The organism is Ideonella sp. (assembly GCF_041914305.1).
Classification (GTDB): Bacteria; Pseudomonadota; Gammaproteobacteria; order Burkholderiales; family Burkholderiaceae_C; genus Ideonella.
On record NZ_JAYSDQ010000005.1, the window covers coordinates 323,385 to 341,011 of the forward strand.

Sequence of the window (17,627 nt, forward strand, 5' to 3'; positions counted from 1 at the left end):
CGGTCCACGTCCGCGACCTTCCAGGAGACACCCTTGGCCCCCCTGTTGCGCCTCTCGGCCTGGATAGACTCGTTCAACGAGGCTATCGGCAAGTTCATTCGCTGGCTCGTGCTGGCAGCGGTGCTCATCAGCGCCGGCAATGCCATCGTGCGCAAGCTGTTCAACTACAGCTCGAACTCGTTCCTCGAGATCCAGTGGTACCTGTTCGCCGGCGTGTTCATGCTAGGCGTGGGGTATGTCTTCCTGCACAACGGGCATGTGCGCATCGACTTCATCTCGGCGCGCCTTTCCACCCGCACCAACGCGATCATCGATGCAGTGGGCATGGTCGTCTTCACGATCCCGCTGTCGATCATCATGGTCACCCTGGGCTGGCCGCTGTTCCACAACGCCTGGGTGTCGGGTGAGATGAGCCAGAACGCCGGCGGGCTGATCCGCTGGCCGGTGCTGGCGCTGATCCCCGCCGGCTTCGCGATCCTGCTCGTGCAATCGCTGTCGGAGCTGGTCAAGCGCGTGGCCTTCCTCACCGGGCACCGTGACCAGCCCTTCACCGACATGCACTCCAAGTCGGTCGAGGAAGAACTGGTCGAAGAGCTCGCTGCCGGCGCCCCCGTACACGACAAGACCGGCCACGAGGGGAGCCGCTGATGACCCATTTCATTGCCGAGAATTTCGTGCCGCTGATGTTCAGCGGTCTGCTGGTCTTTCTGCTGACGGGTATCCCGGTTGCCTTCGGCCTGGCCGCCACCGGGTTGCTGTTCGGCTTTGTCGGCATGGAGGTTGGTCTGTTCGGCCCCACGCTGTTCCAGGCCCTGCCGCTGCGGGTGTTCGGCATCATGCAGAACGACACCTTGCTGGCGATCCCCTTCTTCACGTTCATGGGCATCATCCTCGAGCGATCGGGGATGGCCGAGGATCTGCTCGAAACCGTCGGCCAGGTCTTCGGGCCGGTGCGCGGCGGCCTGGCGATCGCGGTGATCCTGGTCGGCGCGCTGCTGGCCGCCACCACCGGCGTCGTCGCTGCCGCGGTGATCTCGATGGGGCTGATTTCGCTGCCCATCATGCTGCGCTACGGCTACAACCGCACCATTGCCACCGGCACGATCACGGCCTCGGGCACGCTGGCGCAGGCCATCCCGCCGTCGCTGGTGCTGATCGTTTTGGCCGATCAGATGGGGCGTTCGGTTGGCGACATGTATGCCGGCGCGCTGATCCCGGGCCTGTTGCTGGTCGCTCTGTACATCGCCTTCATCGCCGTGGTCGCGATCGTCAAGCCGACCTGGGTGCCGGCACTGCCGGCCGAGGCGCGCATCTACCGTGAGCCCAACGGCGCCAGCGGCCATCGGTCGCTGCTGATCCTGCTGGCGCTGTGTGCCTTCGCCGGCTGGGCCTGGTCGCAGGTCCACGGCAGCCTGATGAACGCCTGGCTCAACCGCCAAACAGCGGCACCGGGCGACGAGATCCTGATCATGTCGATGACGGTGTCGTCGCTGCTGGCACTGCTGCTGGCGCTGCTGAACCGCGCCCTCAAGCTGGGCCTGCTGTCGCGCCTGGCCGAGCGAGTGACCTTCGTGCTGATCCCGCCGCTGGTGCTGATCTTCCTCGTGCTGGGCACCATCTTCCTCGGCATCGCCACACCGACGGAAGGCGGCGCGATGGGCGCGCTCGGCGCGTTGCTGATGGCCATCGGCCGGCGACAGCTGAACCTGAAGCTTCTGAACCAGGCGCTCGAGAACACCGCCAAGCTCGCCACTTTCGTGCTGTTCATCCTGATCGGCTCGACGGTGTTCAGCTTCACCTTCAACGCGGCCGACGGGCACGTCTGGGTCGAGCACCTGTTCGCGAAGCTGCCTGGCGGCGCGCTGGGCTTCCTGATCGTCGTCAACCTGCTGGTGTTCGTGCTCGGTTGCTTCATCGACTTCTTCGAGATCGCCTTCATCGTGATCCCGATGCTGGTGCCGGTGGCCGAGAAACTGCTGCCGGCCATGTTGCCCGGCATCCCGCCTGATGCCGTGATGATCTGGTTCGGCGTCATCATCGCGATGAACCTGCAGACCTCGTTCCTCACGCCGCCCTTCGGCTTTGCGCTGTTCTACCTGCGCAGCGTGGCCGCGAAATCCGACTACAAGGACCGCATCACCGGCGAGACCATTCCTGCCGTGACCACGACCCAGATCTACAAGGGATCGATCGCCTTCATCGTGCTGCAGGTCCTGATGGTGGCTTCCATCGTCGCGTTCCCCGCCATGGTGGTGGGCGGCATCGGGGAGACGACCCAGATCGACGCCGACAAGGCCCTGGAGCAAATGATGCAAGGCGAGCATCCGTCGGGTCCGTCGGGCGCCGAGCCGGCGGCCAGCGAAGCGTTCGACCCGATGCAAGGCTTTGGCGAGCCGCCAAAGAAGTGACAGCGATGCTGGCTGCCATCGTCATTGTCTTCGTTGTCGCCTATGCAGCGATCGCGTTGGAGCACCCACTGGGCGTCAACAAGTCTGCCTCCGCGCTGATCGGCGCGGGGCTGCTGTGGACGATCTACGCGACGCTCACCGGCGACACCCACCTGGTCGGCGAGCAGTTGGGCGAGACGCTGATGGGCACTGCCCAGATCGTCTTCTTCCTGATGGGCGCGATGACCATCGTGGAAGTGGTCGATGCGCACAACGGCTTCGACGTCATCACGGCCCGCATCAAGACCACCAAGCTCTCGAGCCTGATGTGGCTGGTCGGCGCCGTGACCTTTTTCCTCAGCGCCATCCTCGACAACCTGACCACCACCATCGTGATGGTCTCGCTGATCCGCAAGCTGTTGCACAAGCAGGACGATCGCCTGTTCTTCGCCGGCATCATCGTCATCGCCGCCAACGCCGGCGGCGCGTGGACGCCTATCGGTGACGTGACCACCACGATGTTGTGGATCGGCGGCCAGGTGACCAGCCTGTCGATCATGAAGGCGCTGTTCTTGCCATCGCTGGTCAGCCTGGCGGTGCCTTTGGCGGTCACCGCCTTCCTGTTGCGCGGCCGCCCGGTCGTCAGCCCACCACGCGACGCGGGCGATGCCGATGTCCACACCACCGCGTTCGAGCGCAACCTGATGTTCTTCTTCGGCCTGGCCATCCTGGTGAGCGTGCCGGCATTCAAGACGATCACACACCTGCCGCCGTTCATGGGCATCTTGTTCGGCTTGGGCGTGTTGTGGCTGGTGGGCGACCTGGTCCATCGCCGCAAGCACGACGACGACAAGCAGCGCTTGACGCTGGTCCACGCGCTGAGCCGTATCGACATGGCGTCGATCGTCTTCTTCATCGGCATTCTGCTGGCAGTGGCCACCCTCGAGCACACCCACCTGCTGGCGTCGCTCGCCGCCTGGCTCAGCCAGACGATCGGCCGGCTGGATCTGATCGTGATGAGCATCGGGCTGGCCAGCGCAGTCGTCGACAACGTGCCGTTGGTCGCCGCGTCGATGGGCATGTACAGCCTGGGCGACTACCCACCCGATCATTTCATCTGGGAGTTCCTGGCCTATTGCGCAGGCACCGGTGGTTCCATCCTGATCATCGGCTCGGCAGCCGGCGTTGCCGCGATGGGCCTGGAGCGGATCAGCTTCGGTTGGTACGTCAAGCACATCAGCGGCCTGGCGCTGCTGGGTTACCTGGCGGGCGCGGCGGCCTACCTGGTCGAGTTCGCGTAACCCAGAAGGCAAAAGGGGTGCGGCTCACGCCGCACCCCTTTTTTTCGTGGCCGGTGATCGGCCACCCGGATCAGAGCTTTTGCTGCTGCATGAAGTCGTCGAAGCCGGCTTCGGCGAAGCGGAACCACAGGTTCTGGTCGCGGCGGAAGTTGGCGAAGTCCTCGTAGACCTTCTTCCAGTTCGGGTTCTTGCCCGAAAGCTCGCTGTACAGCGCCATCGCCTCCTTGAAGGCGGCGTCCATCACGTCCTTCGGGAAACGCACGAGCTTGGTGCCGGCTCCCACCAACTGCTTCAGCGCTGCCGGGTTCTTGGCATCGTATTTGCCCTGCATGTCGATGTGGGCAACTGCCGAGGCCGCTTCGATGATCGCCTTGTATTCGGCCGACAAACCGTCGTACGCCTTGGTGTTGATGTAGAAGTCGAGCTGCGGGCCGCCTTCCCACCACCCGGGGTAGTTGTAGAAGCCCGCGACCTTGTTGAAGCCCAGCTTCTGGTCGTCGTACGGGCCCACCCACTCGGCCGCGTCGATGGTGCCCTTCTCCAGTGCGGAGTAGATCTCACCGCCGGGAATGCTCTGCGGCACGCCACCAATGCGCTCCAGCACCTTGCCGCCGAAGCCGCCAATGCGCATCTTCATGCCCTTGATGTCGGCCAGGGTCTTGACTTCCTTGCGGTACCAGCCGCCCATCTGGGCACCGGTGTTGCCGCCCATGAAGTTGATGATGTTGTAGTTCTTGTAGAACTCGCGCATCAGCTTCATGCCGTTGCCTTCGACCATCCACGCGGTCATCTGGCGGCTGTTCAAGCCGAACGGGATCGCGCAGCCCAGGCCGAAGGTTTCGTCCTTGCCGAAGAAATAGTACGGTGCCGTATGGGCCATCTCGACGGTGCCGTTCTGCACACCGTCGACCACGCCGAACGGGGGCATCAGCTCGCCGCCGGCATGGACCGAGATTTCGAACTTGCCGCTCGACATCTCCTTGACCTTCTTCGCAAACACTTCGGCAGCGCCAAAGATGGTGTCCAAGGACTTCGGGAAGCTGGAGGCCAGGCGCCAGCGGATGTTGGCCTGCGCGTGCACGATTGCAGGCGCGGCACCCGCGGCGAGTACGCCAGCCAAGCCGGCGCCACGAACAAAGGAACGACGTTCCATCATGGTCAAGAGTCTCCTGTTGCGATAGGAACAAACATCAGACGCGGCAAATTCTAGGAAGTGCCCTCCCGAGCGCGTGCGGGGAATACCCGCGCGCCACTCGACCGTACCTCCACGGCCACGATCCGCAGATCATCATCGCGAAGCGAAGCTTGCAACTTGCTGAACTTCGGGAAACTACCTGAGGCCCCACGCGCTCGGCGGCGGGCCGCTGGCCCGCAGAAAGCAAGTCAGCTGCCGGCGAGCTTCATTCTGTCCACAAGGACCGAGCCGATCGTCTTGGCGCCCATGTTGTAGGCATCGGCACCGACGGCGGAGATGCCCTTGAGCATGTCGCGCAGGTTGCCGGCGATGGTGATCTCGTGCACCGGGAAAGCGATGCGCCCGTCCTCGACCCAGAAGCCGGCGGCACCGCGCGAGTAGTCGCCGGTCACGTAGTTCACGCCCTGGCCCATCAGCTCGGTGACGAACAGGCCGCGGTGCAGCTTGCGCAGCATCTGCTCCAGGTGGTCGCCAGGTTGCGTCAGGCGGCTGGTCAGGCGCAGGTTCTGCGAGCCGCCGGCGTGGCCGGTGGTCTTCATGCCCAGCTTGCGCGCCGAATAGCTCGACAGGAAGTAGCCCTGCACCACGCCGGCCGACACCACCTGGCGCGCCTTGGTGCGCACGCCTTCGTCGTCGAACGGCGCACTGCCCTTGCCGCGGCGCTGGTGCGGGTCTTCGGCGATGTCGATGTGCTCGGGCCAGATGGTCTGGCCCAGGCTGTCCTGCAGGAAGCTGGCCTTGCGGTACAACGAGCCGCCGCTGGTGCCCTGCACGAACGCGCCCAGCAGGCCCGCCGCGACGGTCGACTCGAACAGCACCGGCACCTCGCAGGTCTTGACCTTGCGCGACTTCAGGCGCGACAGCGCGCGCTCGGCGGCGTAGCGGCCAACCGCCTCGGGGGCGGCCAGCTCGAGCGCGTCGCGCATCGAGGTGTACCAGTAGTCGCGCTGCATGTCGTTGCCCTTGCCGGCGATCGGCGAGACCGACAGCGAATGGCGCGAGCTGGCGTAGCCGCCGCGAAAGCCCCGGCTGTTGCCGGCCCAGAAGTGCGACTGCTGGGCCGACACCGAACCGCCCTCGGAGTTGGTGATGCGCTTGTCGACCGACAGCGCGGCGTCTTCGGCGCGACGCGCCAGCTCGGCGGCGGTTTCGGCGTCCAGCGCCCAGGGGTGGAACAGGTCCAGGTCCTGCGCCACTTCAGCGGCGGTGGCCAGGTCTTCGGCATCGGGCAGGCCGGCGGCCGGGTCTTCGGCGGTGAAGCGGGCGATGTCGTAGGCGGCGCGCACCGTCTGCGCCAGCGCGGCGGCAGAGAAATCCGAGGTGCTCGCATTGCCGCGGCGCTGGCCCAGGTAGACCGACACGCCGACCGACTTGTCGCGGTTGCGCTCGACATGCTCGACCTCGCCCTTGCGCACCGACACGCTGATGCCGCTGCCCTCGCTGACCTCGACCCCCGCATCACTGGTGCCCAGGTCACGCGCCATGCCGAGCACGTCCTCGACGATCTGCTGGAACTGTTCGCGGCTGTAGGCAAAGCCCGTGCGGGCGGCGGTTGGGGTCATCGTTTTTTGCTCGAGGCTTGGAAGTGCAAAACCCGCCGGTTCGGCCCTGGTCATGGCAGGGCGCCCCGGGCGGGCAACGCGTTGAATTGCGGGACAATCATAGCGAGCCTCACCAACCCCCTCACGTCGCCGATTCCCATGCGCCGAGCGCCCCAAGACAACGACAACAACCCGCCCGAGCCCGACGACGACGCAGACGACGCCGGCCGGCCCAGCAAGTCGGCGCTCAAGCGCCAGATGCACAGCCTGCAATCGCTGGGGCAAGAGCTGTCCGAGCTGCCCGCATCGCGCGTGGCCAAGCTGGACCTGCCCGAGGCCCTGCGCGACGCGCTGGCCGAATACCGCCGCACCCGGTCACACGAGGGCCGGCGGCGCCAGCTGCAGTTCATCGGCAAGCTGATGCGCCAGACCGACGAAGCCCCGATCCGCGAGGCGGTGGCCGCCGCCAAGCTGGGCAGCGCCAAAGAAACCCTGGCCTTGCACGAGGCCGAGCGCTGGCGCGAAGAGCTGCTGGCCAGCGACGATGCGATCACCCGCTGGCTCAACCACTTTCCCGAGACCGACGCGCAGCAGCTGCGCAGCCTCGTGCGCGCCGCCCGAAAAGACGCCAAGGCCGAAGCGCCCGAGCAGCGCCATGGCCGCAGCTACCGCGAAATGTTCCAGCTGATCAAGACGGCACTGGCCGCCACCGCGGCACCGCAACCCGAAGACGGCGAACCCGGCGAGGACGACGACGATGAGTGACACCCACGCCGGCTTCGAGCCGGTGCGCATCGGCCTGGTCTCGATCAGCGACCGCGCCTCCAGCGGCATCTACGAAGACAAGGGCATCCCGGCGCTGCAAGCCTGGCTGGGCCGCGCGCTGCGCAACCCGGTGCAGTGGGAGCCGCGGCTGATTCCCGACGAGCAGGCGCAGATCAGCGCCACGCTGGTCGAGCTGGTCGACCAGGCCGGCTGCAACCTGGTGCTGACCACCGGCGGCACCGGCCCGGCCCCGCGCGACGTGACGCCCGAAGCCACGCTGGCCGTGGCCGACCGCGAGATGCCCGGTTTCGGCGAGCAGATGCGCGCGATCGGCCTGCGTTTCGTGCCGACCGCGATCTTGTCGCGCCAGGTGGCGGTGATCCGCGGCAAGGCGCTGATCATCAACCTGCCGGGGCAGCCGAAATCGATCGCCGAGACGCTGGAAGGCCTGCCCCACGCCAGCCCACCGGCCGGCGGCATTTTCGCGGCGGTGCCTTATTGCATCGACCTGATCGGCGGCCCGTACCTCGAGACCGACCCGGCGGTCTGCGACGCGTTTCGCCCCAAGTCGGCACGACGCTGACCCCAGCGGCGCCGGTCCCCGGGGAAATCGGCCGGCTCGGGGCGGCCCGACGCCGCCCGGTTACTTGACGAGGCGGTTCAGCCGCTCGGCGTCGAAGTTCTCGGTGGTGTGCGCGTCCTGCGGCACACATTCTTCGCTCGGCAGCTCGCGCGCACGGGCCGAGAGTTTCTCGATCGCCTGCCACAGCAACGCAATCTGGTGTTCGTGCGAGCCAGCGTTGTCGATCAGGCCCTTCATCGCCTGGGCAACCGGGTCGTCGCCGCTGGTCACGCCATAGGCCGAGAAGCCCATCTTGGCGGCCGTCACCTCGCGCGCGGCGTCCACCTCGGCCGCGATGATGCGCGCCGGGTTGCCCACCGCCGTGGCACCGGCCGGCACCGGCTTGGTCACCACCGCGCCCGAGCCCACGCGTGCGCCGGCACCGACGGTGAAGCCGCCCAGCACCGCCGCGTTGGCGCCGACGATCACGCCGGCCTCCAGCGTCGGGTGGCGCTTGGCGCCCTTGACGAGCGAGGTGCCGCCGAGCGTGACGCCCTGGTAGATCGTGCAGCCATCACCCACCTCTGCCATCTCGCCGATGACGATGCCCATGCCGTGGTCGATGAAGACGCGCCGGCCCATCGTCGCGCCGGGGTGGATCTCGATGCCGGTCAGCCAGCGGCTCATGTGCGAAATGAAGCGGCCCAGCCACTTCAGCCCGTGGGTCCAGCACCAATGGGCGCGGCGGTGCAAGAACAGCGCATGCAGGCCCGGGTAACAGGTCAACACCTCCCAGGTCGTGCGAGCCGCGGGGTCGCGCTCGAGGATGCAGGCGATGTCTTCGCGCAAGCGTCCGAACATGGGCGTCCAATCTGGTGGGTTAGTGAAAGGGCAATCGAGTTTATATGCCGCTCAACCCCGCTCGCGGCCTGGGGCTTTGGCGGCACGCTGCATTGCGGTGGCGATGCCGCGCAGGATGTGCACCTCCTCGGCGGTCAACGCGGCGCGGTTGGCCAGCTGGTTCAGGCGCGGCACCAGCTTTTTCGGCGCGGCCGGGTCGAGAAAGCCGATCTCGACCAGCGCCTGTTGCCAATGCGCCAGCAGCCCCTGCACCGCGGCCCCGTCGGCCCAGGTCACCGGCGCGGTGCGCGCCTCGACAGCGAAGCCGCCCAGCGCCTGGCGCCACTCGTAGGCCAGCACCTGCACCGCCTGGGCCAGGTTCAGCGAGCCATAGGCCGGGTCGGTGGGGATGCTGAGGCAGGCATGGCAGCGGTAGACGTCGTCATTGGCCATGCCGAACCGCTCGCCACCGAAGACGAAGGCGACACGGCGGCCTTCACCGGCCAGGCTGGCGAAACGCTCGCGCGGCGCAAAGGTCGGCGGGCCGAAGTCGCGCGGCGTCATCGCGGTGGCGCAGGCGTAGTCCACGCCCGCCAGCGCCTCGGCCAGGCTGCCGGCGATGCGCGCGGCGGCCAGCACATCGGTCGCCCCGCTGGCCATCGCCAGCGTCTCCTCGCGGGCCAGCACGTCGTCGAACCGCGGCGCCACGAGCACCAGGTCCGAGAAGCCCATCACCTTCATCGCCCGCGCCGCCGAGCCCACGTTGCCGGGGTGGCTCGTGTTCATCAGCACGAAACGTGTGGCGTCGGGCGTGGCGGGGGCTGGCGAATCGGGCATGGGCGGCTAAAATCTGCGGTTTCGCGTGGATTGTCCCGCCTGCACGCAGGCCGAAGGCGCCCACCGACCGCTCTTTTCCTCTGCCAGCCCGGTTCTTCCCCCGCTCTCGTCCAGCTTTTTCAGGTCGCCCATGTCGCAATCCATCCATCCCATGCTGAACATCGCCATCAAGGCGGCCCGTAGTGCGGGGGCGATCATCAACCGGGCGTCGCTGGACGTCGACCTGCTCAAGGTCACCGCCAAGAGCGCGAACGACTTCGTCACCGAGGTCGACCACGCGGCCGAAGCCGCGATCATCGAGACCATCCTCACGGCCTACCCGGGCCACGCCATCCTGGCCGAGGAATCGGGCCGCACCCACGGCGCCAAGCACAGCGATTTCCTGTGGATCATCGACCCGCTCGATGGCACCACCAACTTCATCCACGGCCTGCCGGTCTACTGCATCTCGATCGCGCTGTCGTTCCGCGGCAAGGTCGAGCAGGCCGTTGTCTACGACCCGACGCGCAACGACCTGTTCATGGCCTCCAAGGGCCGCGGCGCCTTCCTGAACGACAAGCGCCTGCGCGTGTCCAAGCGCACCCGCCTGGCCGACTCGCTGGTCGGCACCGGTTTCCCGTTCCGCAAGGGCGACAACTTCCAGCGTTACCTGAAGATGTTCGAGGCCGTGGCGCCGCATTGCGCCGGCCTGCGCCGCCCGGGCTCGGCCGCGCTGGACCTGTGCTACGTGGCCGCCGGCTGGTACGACGGTTTCTTCGAAACCGGCCTGAACCCCTGGGACGTGGCCGCGGGCTCGCTGATGATCACCGAGGCCGGTGGCCTGATCGGCAACTTCACCGGCGAGGCCGACTTCTTGCACCAGCGCGAGGTGGTGGCCGGCGCGCCCAAGGTCTACGGCCAGCTGGTGCAGCTGCTGTCGCCCTTCACCCGCATCATCAAGGACGAAGAGCCGGTCGCCCCGCCGCCGCCGGTGGACGCCCCGCTGGTGGAACGCAAGCTGGTGCGCCTGCGCAAGAAGGACGTGCAGGCCGAAGCCGGCGACGAACAGGCCGACTGATCAAAGGCCGTCAGCCCATGAAAAACGAGACCCTGCCGGTGCAGGATTTCAGTGCCCACACGCCCATGATGCAGCAGTATTCCACCTCGGGAAATTCGGCAATTCGTCAGTAAACCTACGCTGAAACTAGCGCTGAACTTGACCCGCGCTGGCCGCCAAGCGTGGGCTTTCAGGAGCCGGTAGCCGACGATTCAGCTCGAAGGTACTGATAAAGGGTTTCGCGGCTGATACCGAACTCACGCGCCAGGGCAGCGCGTCCTTTGCCGCCCTGCTCCCGGTCCTTTTCGCGCAGCAACTCGGCTCGCTCAGGTGTTAGCGCTGGCGCCCTGCCGCGGTACTTCTCAGGGTCTTGCCGCGCGATCGCGATGCCCTCCCGCTGCCGCTCGCGGATCAGCGAGCGCTCGAATTCGGCGAACGCACCGAGCATGGACAGCATGAGCTGAGCCATCGGATTCGTGCTCTCAGGCGTGAAGGTCTGAGCCTCCTTCACGAACTCGACCGACACCCCTCGCCCTGTCAGCTCGCGCACGATGCGGCGAAGGTCGTCCAGGTTGCGGGCGAGCCGATCCATGGAATGCACCACGAGGCAGTCACCCTCGCGGATGTAGCGCAGCGCCTCGGCCAACTGCGGCCGGTCAGCAGTGCCACCGCTTGCGTGGTCCGTGAATACCTTGTGGAGCGCTACGCCGTCGAGCTGCCGCGCGGTGTTCTGGTCCACAGTCGACACGCGGACATAGCCGACGCGCTGGCCGGCTTGATGTGTGCCGGCCGGCTTGGTGGTGCTGTTCGCCCTGGCCATCGTTCATCCCCTAAAGTGTCAGGATGAACTCTAGATACTCTTACAGAATGCGTCAAGAAATTTTGAACGCAACCCTAGTCGGACAGATTGCAGGCTGATTCGAGCCGTCCGGCTGGGGTGTAGCCCATCCTGACAGCTGGGCGCTGCGCGCTACAGCGCCGCCTCGCCGCAGGAAACCTCGGGTCGGCCGTTTCTTTCACGGACCCAGCGGGGACACGGGGACAGCGCCCGCAAACCCGCATGAATCCTAGCTTTCTGTGTCACCGGCTCGCCTGTAGGATGTCCCCGCGCCCCTAGAGAAGCGGGGACAAGAGTCAGACCGTTTGCGAGGGGCAGCGCGAACCTGACAGGGAGGCAAGAGCAATGGAGACACGAATCGGCCAGCTCAACGTCGCTTACAGCGCGAGGGGCAAGGCGTCCTTTTCCTTGGAGCTATGGCACGACGGCCTCAAGAAACATCGCCTGATCAAAGGCGACGACCAACAGATCGTCATTCGCAAGGCCGAGTTGCAAGTCGCCGAATGGGCTGAGCGATGGCAGGCGCTCGCTGCGCGCGACAACGATCGCAGTCAGAAGCTTCAGGGCAAGCAACACCAAGAGAGCCAGAAGGCGCTCGCCCTTGAGAAGTCGGCAGAGGCGCAGGCTGAGCTGGCCGCACTGTCCACGTTGCTGCAGGCCACCTTGGACGTCGACGATGCGATCGACTGGGAGACCTTGAAAGACAAGACCCCTTTCGCCGAAGCGAAGCCTCAGCTTCGAACCAAACCCGTTCAACCTCAGCGGCGACAAATCCCGCACGAACCTGAGCCTGGCGGCCTGCGGTATCAACCAAGACTCAGCCTGCTGGACAAGCTCTTTTCCTCGCGCCGAGCCTTGCGCAACGCCGAGATGAAAGCCAAGTTTGATCGAGAGCATGCGGAGTGGGCGCAGACACGGGAGACCGCCGACCGCGAACACGCGGCGGCCATGCGCGCTTTCAATGAGGCTTTGGACAGGCAGAAGGCAGCTCTTGCCATCGAGGTTCAAGAGTGGGAGCAGCGCCGCAGTACCTACCTCGAACAACAGGCACTTGCACACAAGGCAGTCGATGAGCAGCGGGCGGCGTACCTGTCCAAGAATGCCGATGCGGTCATCGCCTATTGCGATCTGGTGCTATCAAACTCAAGGTACCCAGACTACTTCCCCCAAGAGTTCGACCTCGACTTTGACCCGGCCTCGGGCAACCTCATCGTGGACTATGTGCTGCCGTCGCCGGACGACATGCCCACGCTCAAGAGCGTCAAGTACGTCGCCACGCGCGACGAGTTCGAGGAGCAACACGTCACCGAAGCACAGCTCTCCAGGACCTATGACGAGGCGCTGTATCAAGTGGCCTTGCGAACCATTCACGAGCTGTACGAGGCAGATGCTGCAGGGGCGCTGCAATCCATCGTCTTCAACGGCATCGTCACCTCAATCGACCGAGGCAAGGGGAAACAGGTCACCGCATGCGTGCTTTCGCTGCGCGCAGGTCGTGAAGAGTTCGCTGCCATCGACTTGGCGAAAGTCGATCCGAAAGCCTGCTTCAAGTCGCTGAAGGGTGTCGGCAGCTCAAAGCTACATGGCCTGTCACCAGTGCCACCAATCATGCCGCTGCGGCGCGACGATGCGCGCTTTGTCGCCGGCTATGCGGTCGCCTCGACGCTGACCGAAGGCGACAACCTCGCCGCGATGGATTGGGAGGACTTCGAACACCTGATTCGTGAGGTCTTCGAACAGGAGTTCTCCGCTAATGGCGGTGAAGTAAAAGTCACTCAAGCGAGCCGGGATGGCGGGGTTGATGCCGTCGCCTTCGACCCTGACCCGATCCGAGGCGGCAAGATCGTGATTCAGGCCAAGCGCTATACCAACACGGTCGGCGTGAGCGCCGTGCGCGACCTCTATGGCACCGTTCTGAACGAAGGCGCGACAAAGGGCGTTTTGGTCACAACCTCGGACTTTGGGCCGGATTCCTATGCCTTCGCAAATGGCAAGCCCTTGGTGCTGCTGAGCGGCGCGAACCTGCTGCACATGCTTGAGCGTCACGGGCATAAGGCTCGCATCGATATTCACGAAGCCAAGCGTATGGCACCAAGAAGCTGACGACCGGGCGGCCGTACACGCTTCGCCATCTCGATGCCTGGTCAATTCGACCCCTTCACGCTCGACGCCTTAGATCTGCGGAGAACGGGCGAGGTTGACGCCTACTGCAATCGGGCGTTCACCTCACCCGGCGTCATCGGCGCCATGATTGAGTCAGCGCCCGGCCGAGGCGTTCAAGTCCGTCGATTGCACTGGGAATCATTGCCAGAAGCCCAGGTGCCGGAGCCGGCTCAGATGGTTGAACTCATGCGCCAGTTAAGCGGCACCCGGCCAGGCGCTGAGCCTCGTGCTCTTGAAGGTGTGGCGGCAACCGCTGCCCGAAAGTTGCGTGCGTTTGCCGACGAACGCAAAGCTCGCACCGGATTTCTCTTTGTCGATGATGAGCGAAGGCGCTGGCTTCTTCTCTACGCTGGGTTGCGCGATCACCACCCCTCGGCCAGCCAGTTTGAGTTTCGAGAGAACCATTGGAGCGGCTACGGGCCGCATTCCCATCTGCTGCATTGGAAGAAGTTGGGCGGTAGCCACGAGGCAATTGCCCAAGCTTTTGAGTCAGGCGCCAAGCTTCCATCAGGTCGACACGTTAGGCACTTCAATCCGGAATGGGGAGCCCACTTTCGGCAACGGTGGGACCCCACCAACAGGCCGTAGGTCCTGCGAAGAATCCACCGCTCGTTACTGCACGCCTTTCGGCTTCGGCGCCTTGGGCAGTAGGCCGGACTTGAAGGCTTGAAACGCTACATCGCAGCGCGCTATCCGGTAACGATCCTGGCTGACGTGCCACTCGCTCCCGCCGGCCTCAGATTGAAGGTGGTGGATGATCTCGGCCTGCAGTTCTTTCACCTTGCGATTGATGACCCGGCTTTGATACCACCTCCAGTCTCGGCCGGAAACCTGAATGCGGACGCACCAATTGTCCAACCCCAGCCACGATCGCATCGATCCCTTGTGCCCTTTCGGGCGCTTGCGGGAAAGGCAGTAGTCGAAGCCGCCAACCTCCCAGCACTTTTCGGCCGCGGCTCTCGGCCACTCAAGGTGCCTCGGAATGAGGCCTTCGGCAATGAGCTGGTCAGCGGTGCCTTCGTACCGTAGCCATCCATAGATGGATGTTTCGACGACGAGCTCACGCTCGGCGGACTGAGCTTGGCGCAAATTGGCCGGGTCGGAATGAGCAGCCATTGATGGTCCTCCAAGGGGGTCAAAGGTCGTCGGAGAAGATGCTCGGCTTGATATGGTAGACAGGCGCCTTGTCCATGCCCGGCAAGCGGTGCTTTATCGTCAGTCGGTCCTTCTCGTGCTTGAGGTGTCCTCGCTGGCGTAGCAGACCGGCAACCGCTTGCGAATCAAAACCCCTTGCAACGTCACGACGGAAGGCCTCCGGCAAGACGAGGTACTCGATCAGGGCGTCTGTCCGCTCCCTCCACTCGCCGCCATTTCGCTCAATGTAGTCCGCTGCGGCATCAAGCTTCACCAACTCGCCGTCCGCGTTGACCATCCGCTTGAATCCAACGCGAAGCGGCGTGTTGCCGCGATGGTCGTCCATGGCGCGATGCGCCCACGTGAACAGCGCATCGCCGTTCTTCTCAAGATACGCCTTCACCTGGCGCAGCATCGCCGCCTCTTCGCCGTTGTCCAGGTGCCCACGAGCGCCGAGCCACGCATTGAAGCAAGCCCGCGCGGCATCTGCGGCATGTCCTGCCGGCCAGGGCGCTATGCCGGCCTCAATTGCCAGTTCGCCGGCCACCGCCACCAGCGCAAACCGAGCTCCAACGCGGCGCACCTGTTCCGCGGCGGCTTCGGGCACGATCGCCGCACGCTGCTTCTCCAGCATCACACCGATGCGCTCGGGCAAGACATCGCACCGCGCAGCCGCCCATTCGATCCACGCGCGGCCCGCTGTACCGTAGTGATGCGCCGCCGAGCTGGTGATGGCCTCGGCGAGGCCGCCCGGGGTCTCGTGGTCGTGCAGGCATTCCAGGCCCCCCATGCCCGCGCCGGCATCTAGCGGGATGTCGACCAGGCGCACCTCCTGGCCAGCCATCACCCGTTTCCCTGCCTCGGCCATGTGATCGGCCATGCTCTTTTCGCCAGATGACAGGAACAGCAGGCGCCAGGTGCGGCGCTTTCGGGTGAGACCGCTGCGAGTCGCTCGGCCCTTCTCTTGTTCGTTGGCCAGCAGGTAGGCGCAGTCACCCACCACACGGCCGTCGACCTGACCAATCTCATCCAAGATCAACAGCCCGTCGCAGTGCTGCACCGCCGTAGCCTCCAGCGCGTTGTCGGTCGTGCGCCAGCGCTGCATGTAGCTCGGGCGCCCCCAAACACTGGCAGCCACCTTCAGCGCGGTCGTCTTGCCCTTGCTCGAATCGCCGCGAAGGTGGAAGCCACCACTCTCCATGCCCGCCAGGCGCAGCAGCGGGCCGGCGAATGCACAACCTAGCGCGAACACCAAACGCGTATTGCCCTCGCACAACGCGCCGACGTTGCGTTGCCAGTCAGCGAGGGTGCCAGCCCTGCGGAAAGTGTCTTCCATGCCGCTCTCACTCTGGAAAACATAGCGGCGTCCTTCGACGCTGCCGATGCATCCTGAAGGCAACACGTAGACACCGCCGGGGTGCCAACCGACGCGGTCAGTGCATGTCACGCGCTCAGCAGGGTTGCGCGTATCGATGTACTGCGCCACCAGGTTGCGGGCGCGCGTACCCGGCGCCATCTGCAGGCCCATGTCCCGCAGTCGGGCCGCCCACTCGGCCCCCTCGCCGCTCAACAGGGATGACGGCATCGCCCACGTCTTGGCGTTGCCGTCCAGATCGTGGAACTCCAGCAGGCAGCCCCAGCCGTTCGTGTCGTCAGCTCGCGTGCGGGCCCCGATGCGCAGCGGCGCGCACAGCCACAGCGGCGGCTTCTCGTTGCCGTCGGCATCGCGGGCGACGAAGTAGACGCCATCCTCGGTCAGCTCGAACGGATCTCGGCCCCGGGCCTGCCCGCCGGCAATGCCGCCAGTGTTTGGCGGCTCGTCAGGCGCGTCTTTTGGGCTCGGGTGAGGCCCAGCCCCATCCGCATCGTCGATCGCACCGCCATGGGCCGATTTGCCCCATCGCCGGGGCTTTGGGATGACCGGGCTTTCGATCGCCCGCTCGATTTGCTGGCGCACAGCGTCAAGGCCGGCATGTGCGGCCAGGTCATTGAAGTCGCTGCCGCCGGGTGGCAGGCCCTCAGGAAACACAGCGCCGGCCAGCGCGCTGCCAACTGCTGCGGCTCGCGCAGCGCTGGCAGCCTTCTCACGGCCAGGGTTCTTGCCGGTCCTGGCCTCGGTGTCGCGATCGTCATCGCCGCATACGAGAAGCGTCGCCGCCGGGAACAGGGTGCGCAACGCCTTTGCCACGTGCACCAGGTTGCCGGCATCAAACGCCACGGCCACGGGCCGCCCGCTGGACTCGTGCGCGCTGGCTCCCGTGGCATACCCCTCAGCCAGCAGGATCACCGGCGCCCCATCCGGCTCGCCCAGCATGTGCCACAGGCCGGACTTGCGCCCGCCCGGCAGGAAGCGCTTCTCCGCCTGCCCAGCATGCTCTTCGTCGGCGGTTGGCTTGCGAGGCGCGATGCGCTGCAGGTTCTGAATCGCTCCTGTCGCATCGCGCAACGGCACCAGCAGCGTGCCGTCCGCCAGGTAGCGCACACCATGCCCTTGAACGCCCTTGCGCCGCAGATACGGCGCCGCTCCGCTCTCGCGGGCCTCCGCCCACATCGCCGTCGCGTCGCTTGCGGCGCGGTCTGCCCTGCGCCGGTACTCAGCCTCCTGGGCTTCGTGCTGGCGCTGCTTCTCGGCAGCAAGCCGCTCGGCTTCGGCTTCGGCTTCAGGACTGGGCCGGGCGTCGGCCTGGCAGTCCGGCTCCGGAAACCTGAATCCACGGTCTTTGGCCATGCCGAACAGCGTGCCGACCTTCACCTTGCCTGGCTTGCGCACGCTCTTCCACATGGCCAAGTCTTCGGCCGAGTCAGCCTTGGCTCGCTGCGCTGCCCAATCAAGGCACAGGTCCTTCGCGGTGTCGCCAATGCCATCCCAGCAAGCCATGAAGACCCGCGCGCGGTCGTCGTGCCCGATGTCCGGAGGAATGCTGGCCAGCGCCGAGCGCACGAGGTCAGGCGTGACGGTGCGCACTGGGCGTGGGGTGGCCGGCTTGCGTGAGGGCATGGTGCGAGTTGCAGTCGCCACCCTGCAGGG

15 protein-coding genes are annotated in these 17,627 nt (G+C 65.7%); 8 read left to right on the forward strand and 7 right to left on the reverse strand.

The annotated features are described in order from the left end of the window. Positions 1 to 33 precede the first annotated feature (33 nt). The 3 genes from ACE3SG_RS09415 to nhaD are packed head-to-tail and all read left to right on the forward strand — an operon-like array spanning position 34 to position 3,688. A complete protein-coding gene (locus ACE3SG_RS09415) occupies positions 34 to 648 on the forward strand; it encodes a TRAP transporter small permease subunit (protein ID WP_374564416.1) in 615 nt (204 codons plus the stop codon). Next, the gene (locus ACE3SG_RS09420; protein ID WP_374564418.1) at positions 648 to 2,408 is read left to right on the forward strand and encodes a TRAP transporter large permease subunit; all 1,761 of its coding nucleotides are present in this window, start codon (positions 648 to 650) and stop codon (positions 2,406 to 2,408) included. The genes ACE3SG_RS09415 and ACE3SG_RS09420 overlap by 1 nt, the downstream gene beginning before the upstream one ends. Before the next feature lie 5 nt (positions 2,409 to 2,413). Continuing rightward, positions 2,414 to 3,688: a sodium:proton antiporter NhaD gene (nhaD, locus tag ACE3SG_RS09425; protein WP_374564420.1), complete on the forward strand. Its 1,275-nt coding sequence runs from the start codon at positions 2,414 to 2,416 to the stop codon at positions 3,686 to 3,688. Positions 3,689 to 3,758: 70 nt separating this feature from the next. Here nhaD and ACE3SG_RS09430 read toward each other — a convergent pair whose 3' ends face one another. Continuing rightward, entirely contained in the window at positions 3,759 to 4,841 is a 1,083-nt protein-coding gene (locus ACE3SG_RS09430; RefSeq protein WP_374564488.1) for a TRAP transporter substrate-binding protein, read from the reverse strand. Between the two features lie 230 nt (positions 4,842 to 5,071). Next, positions 5,072 to 6,445 carry a metalloprotease PmbA gene (pmbA, locus tag ACE3SG_RS09435; protein WP_374564422.1) on the reverse strand — a complete coding sequence of 458 codons (1,374 nt, stop codon included), beginning with the start codon at positions 6,443 to 6,445 and terminating at the stop codon, positions 5,072 to 5,074. 138 nt (positions 6,446 to 6,583) lie between these two features. Here pmbA and yjgA point away from each other — a divergent pair, with 138 nt between their 5' ends. Both yjgA and mog read left to right on the forward strand, forming a co-directional pair. Next, positions 6,584 to 7,189, forward strand: coding sequence for a ribosome biogenesis factor YjgA (gene yjgA / locus ACE3SG_RS09440; protein WP_374564424.1), 606 nt, complete (start codon positions 6,584 to 6,586; stop codon positions 7,187 to 7,189). Continuing rightward, a complete protein-coding gene (gene mog, locus ACE3SG_RS09445; RefSeq protein ID WP_374564426.1) occupies positions 7,182 to 7,772 on the forward strand; it encodes a molybdopterin adenylyltransferase in 591 nt (196 codons plus the stop codon). Before yjgA ends, mog begins: the two co-directional genes overlap by 8 nt. 60 nt (positions 7,773 to 7,832) lie before the next feature. Here mog and cysE read toward each other — a convergent pair whose 3' ends face one another. Together cysE and ACE3SG_RS09455 are read right to left on the reverse strand one after the other, a co-directional pair. Then, positions 7,833 to 8,612 (reverse strand): serine O-acetyltransferase, encoded by a 780-nt coding sequence (gene cysE / locus ACE3SG_RS09450; protein WP_374564428.1) that lies wholly within the window; start codon positions 8,610 to 8,612, stop codon positions 7,833 to 7,835. A 51-nt stretch (positions 8,613 to 8,663) separates the two neighbouring features. Continuing rightward, complete coding sequence (locus tag ACE3SG_RS09455) at positions 8,664 to 9,428, reverse strand: RNA methyltransferase (RefSeq protein ID WP_374564429.1); 765 nt, start codon at positions 9,426 to 9,428, stop codon at positions 8,664 to 8,666. 130 nt (positions 9,429 to 9,558) lie between these two features. On the opposite strand from ACE3SG_RS09455, the gene ACE3SG_RS09460 reads away from it, so the two are divergent. Continuing rightward, the gene (locus ACE3SG_RS09460) at positions 9,559 to 10,485 is read left to right on the forward strand and encodes an inositol monophosphatase family protein (RefSeq protein ID WP_374564431.1); all 927 of its coding nucleotides are present in this window, start codon (positions 9,559 to 9,561) and stop codon (positions 10,483 to 10,485) included. Between the two features lie 169 nt (positions 10,486 to 10,654). Here the strand turns inward: ACE3SG_RS09460 and ACE3SG_RS09465 are convergent, their stop codons facing one another. Next, a complete protein-coding gene (locus ACE3SG_RS09465; protein WP_374564433.1) occupies positions 10,655 to 11,284 on the reverse strand; it encodes a recombinase family protein in 630 nt (209 codons plus the stop codon). Positions 11,285 to 11,647: 363 nt separating this feature from the next. On the opposite strand from ACE3SG_RS09465, the gene ACE3SG_RS09470 reads away from it, so the two are divergent. Further along, on the forward strand, positions 11,648 to 13,405 hold the full coding sequence (locus ACE3SG_RS09470; protein WP_374564435.1) for a restriction endonuclease: 1,758 nt from the start codon (positions 11,648 to 11,650) through the stop codon (positions 13,403 to 13,405). Positions 13,406 to 13,438: 33 nt separating this feature from the next. Beyond that, positions 13,439 to 14,053 carry a hypothetical protein gene (locus ACE3SG_RS09475; protein ID WP_374564436.1) on the forward strand — a complete coding sequence of 205 codons (615 nt, stop codon included), beginning with the start codon at positions 13,439 to 13,441 and terminating at the stop codon, positions 14,051 to 14,053. A gap of 24 nt (positions 14,054 to 14,077) precedes the next feature. On the opposite strand, the gene ACE3SG_RS09480 is transcribed toward ACE3SG_RS09475, so the two are convergent. Together ACE3SG_RS09480 and ACE3SG_RS09485 are read right to left on the reverse strand one after the other, a co-directional pair. Continuing rightward, positions 14,078 to 14,581 carry a hypothetical protein gene (locus ACE3SG_RS09480; RefSeq protein ID WP_374564438.1) on the reverse strand — a complete coding sequence of 168 codons (504 nt, stop codon included), beginning with the start codon at positions 14,579 to 14,581 and terminating at the stop codon, positions 14,078 to 14,080. Positions 14,582 to 14,600: 19 nt separating this feature from the next. After that, entirely contained in the window at positions 14,601 to 17,597 is a 2,997-nt protein-coding gene (locus ACE3SG_RS09485; protein WP_374564439.1) for a DUF927 domain-containing protein, read from the reverse strand. Positions 17,598 to 17,627: the final 30 nt, after the last annotated feature.

Coding starts and splice junctions, on each gene's coding strand:
- ACE3SG_RS09420 (WP_374564418.1), top strand. CDS start 648: ATGACCCATTTCATTGCCGAGAATTTCGTGCCGCTGATGTTCAGCGGT.
- nhaD (WP_374564420.1), top strand. CDS start 2,414: ATGCTGGCTGCCATCGTCATTGTCTTCGTTGTCGCCTATGCAGCGATC.
- ACE3SG_RS09430 (WP_374564488.1), bottom strand. CDS start 4,841: ATGGAACGTCGTTCCTTTGTTCGTGGCGCCGGCTTGGCTGGCGTACTC.
- pmbA (WP_374564422.1), bottom strand. CDS start 6,445: ATGACCCCAACCGCCGCCCGCACGGGCTTTGCCTACAGCCGCGAACAG.
- yjgA (WP_374564424.1), top strand. CDS start 6,584: ATGCGCCGAGCGCCCCAAGACAACGACAACAACCCGCCCGAGCCCGAC.
- mog (WP_374564426.1), top strand. CDS start 7,182: ATGAGTGACACCCACGCCGGCTTCGAGCCGGTGCGCATCGGCCTGGTC.
- cysE (WP_374564428.1), bottom strand. CDS start 8,612: ATGTTCGGACGCTTGCGCGAAGACATCGCCTGCATCCTCGAGCGCGAC.
- ACE3SG_RS09455 (WP_374564429.1), bottom strand. CDS start 9,428: ATGCCCGATTCGCCAGCCCCCGCCACGCCCGACGCCACACGTTTCGTG.
- ACE3SG_RS09460 (WP_374564431.1), top strand. CDS start 9,559: ATGTCGCAATCCATCCATCCCATGCTGAACATCGCCATCAAGGCGGCC.
- ACE3SG_RS09465 (WP_374564433.1), bottom strand. CDS start 11,284: ATGGCCAGGGCGAACAGCACCACCAAGCCGGCCGGCACACATCAAGCC.
- ACE3SG_RS09470 (WP_374564435.1), top strand. CDS start 11,648: ATGGAGACACGAATCGGCCAGCTCAACGTCGCTTACAGCGCGAGGGGC.
- ACE3SG_RS09475 (WP_374564436.1), top strand. CDS start 13,439: ATGCCTGGTCAATTCGACCCCTTCACGCTCGACGCCTTAGATCTGCGG.
- ACE3SG_RS09480 (WP_374564438.1), bottom strand. CDS start 14,581: ATGGCTGCTCATTCCGACCCGGCCAATTTGCGCCAAGCTCAGTCCGCC.
- ACE3SG_RS09485 (WP_374564439.1), bottom strand. CDS start 17,597: ATGCCCTCACGCAAGCCGGCCACCCCACGCCCAGTGCGCACCGTCACG.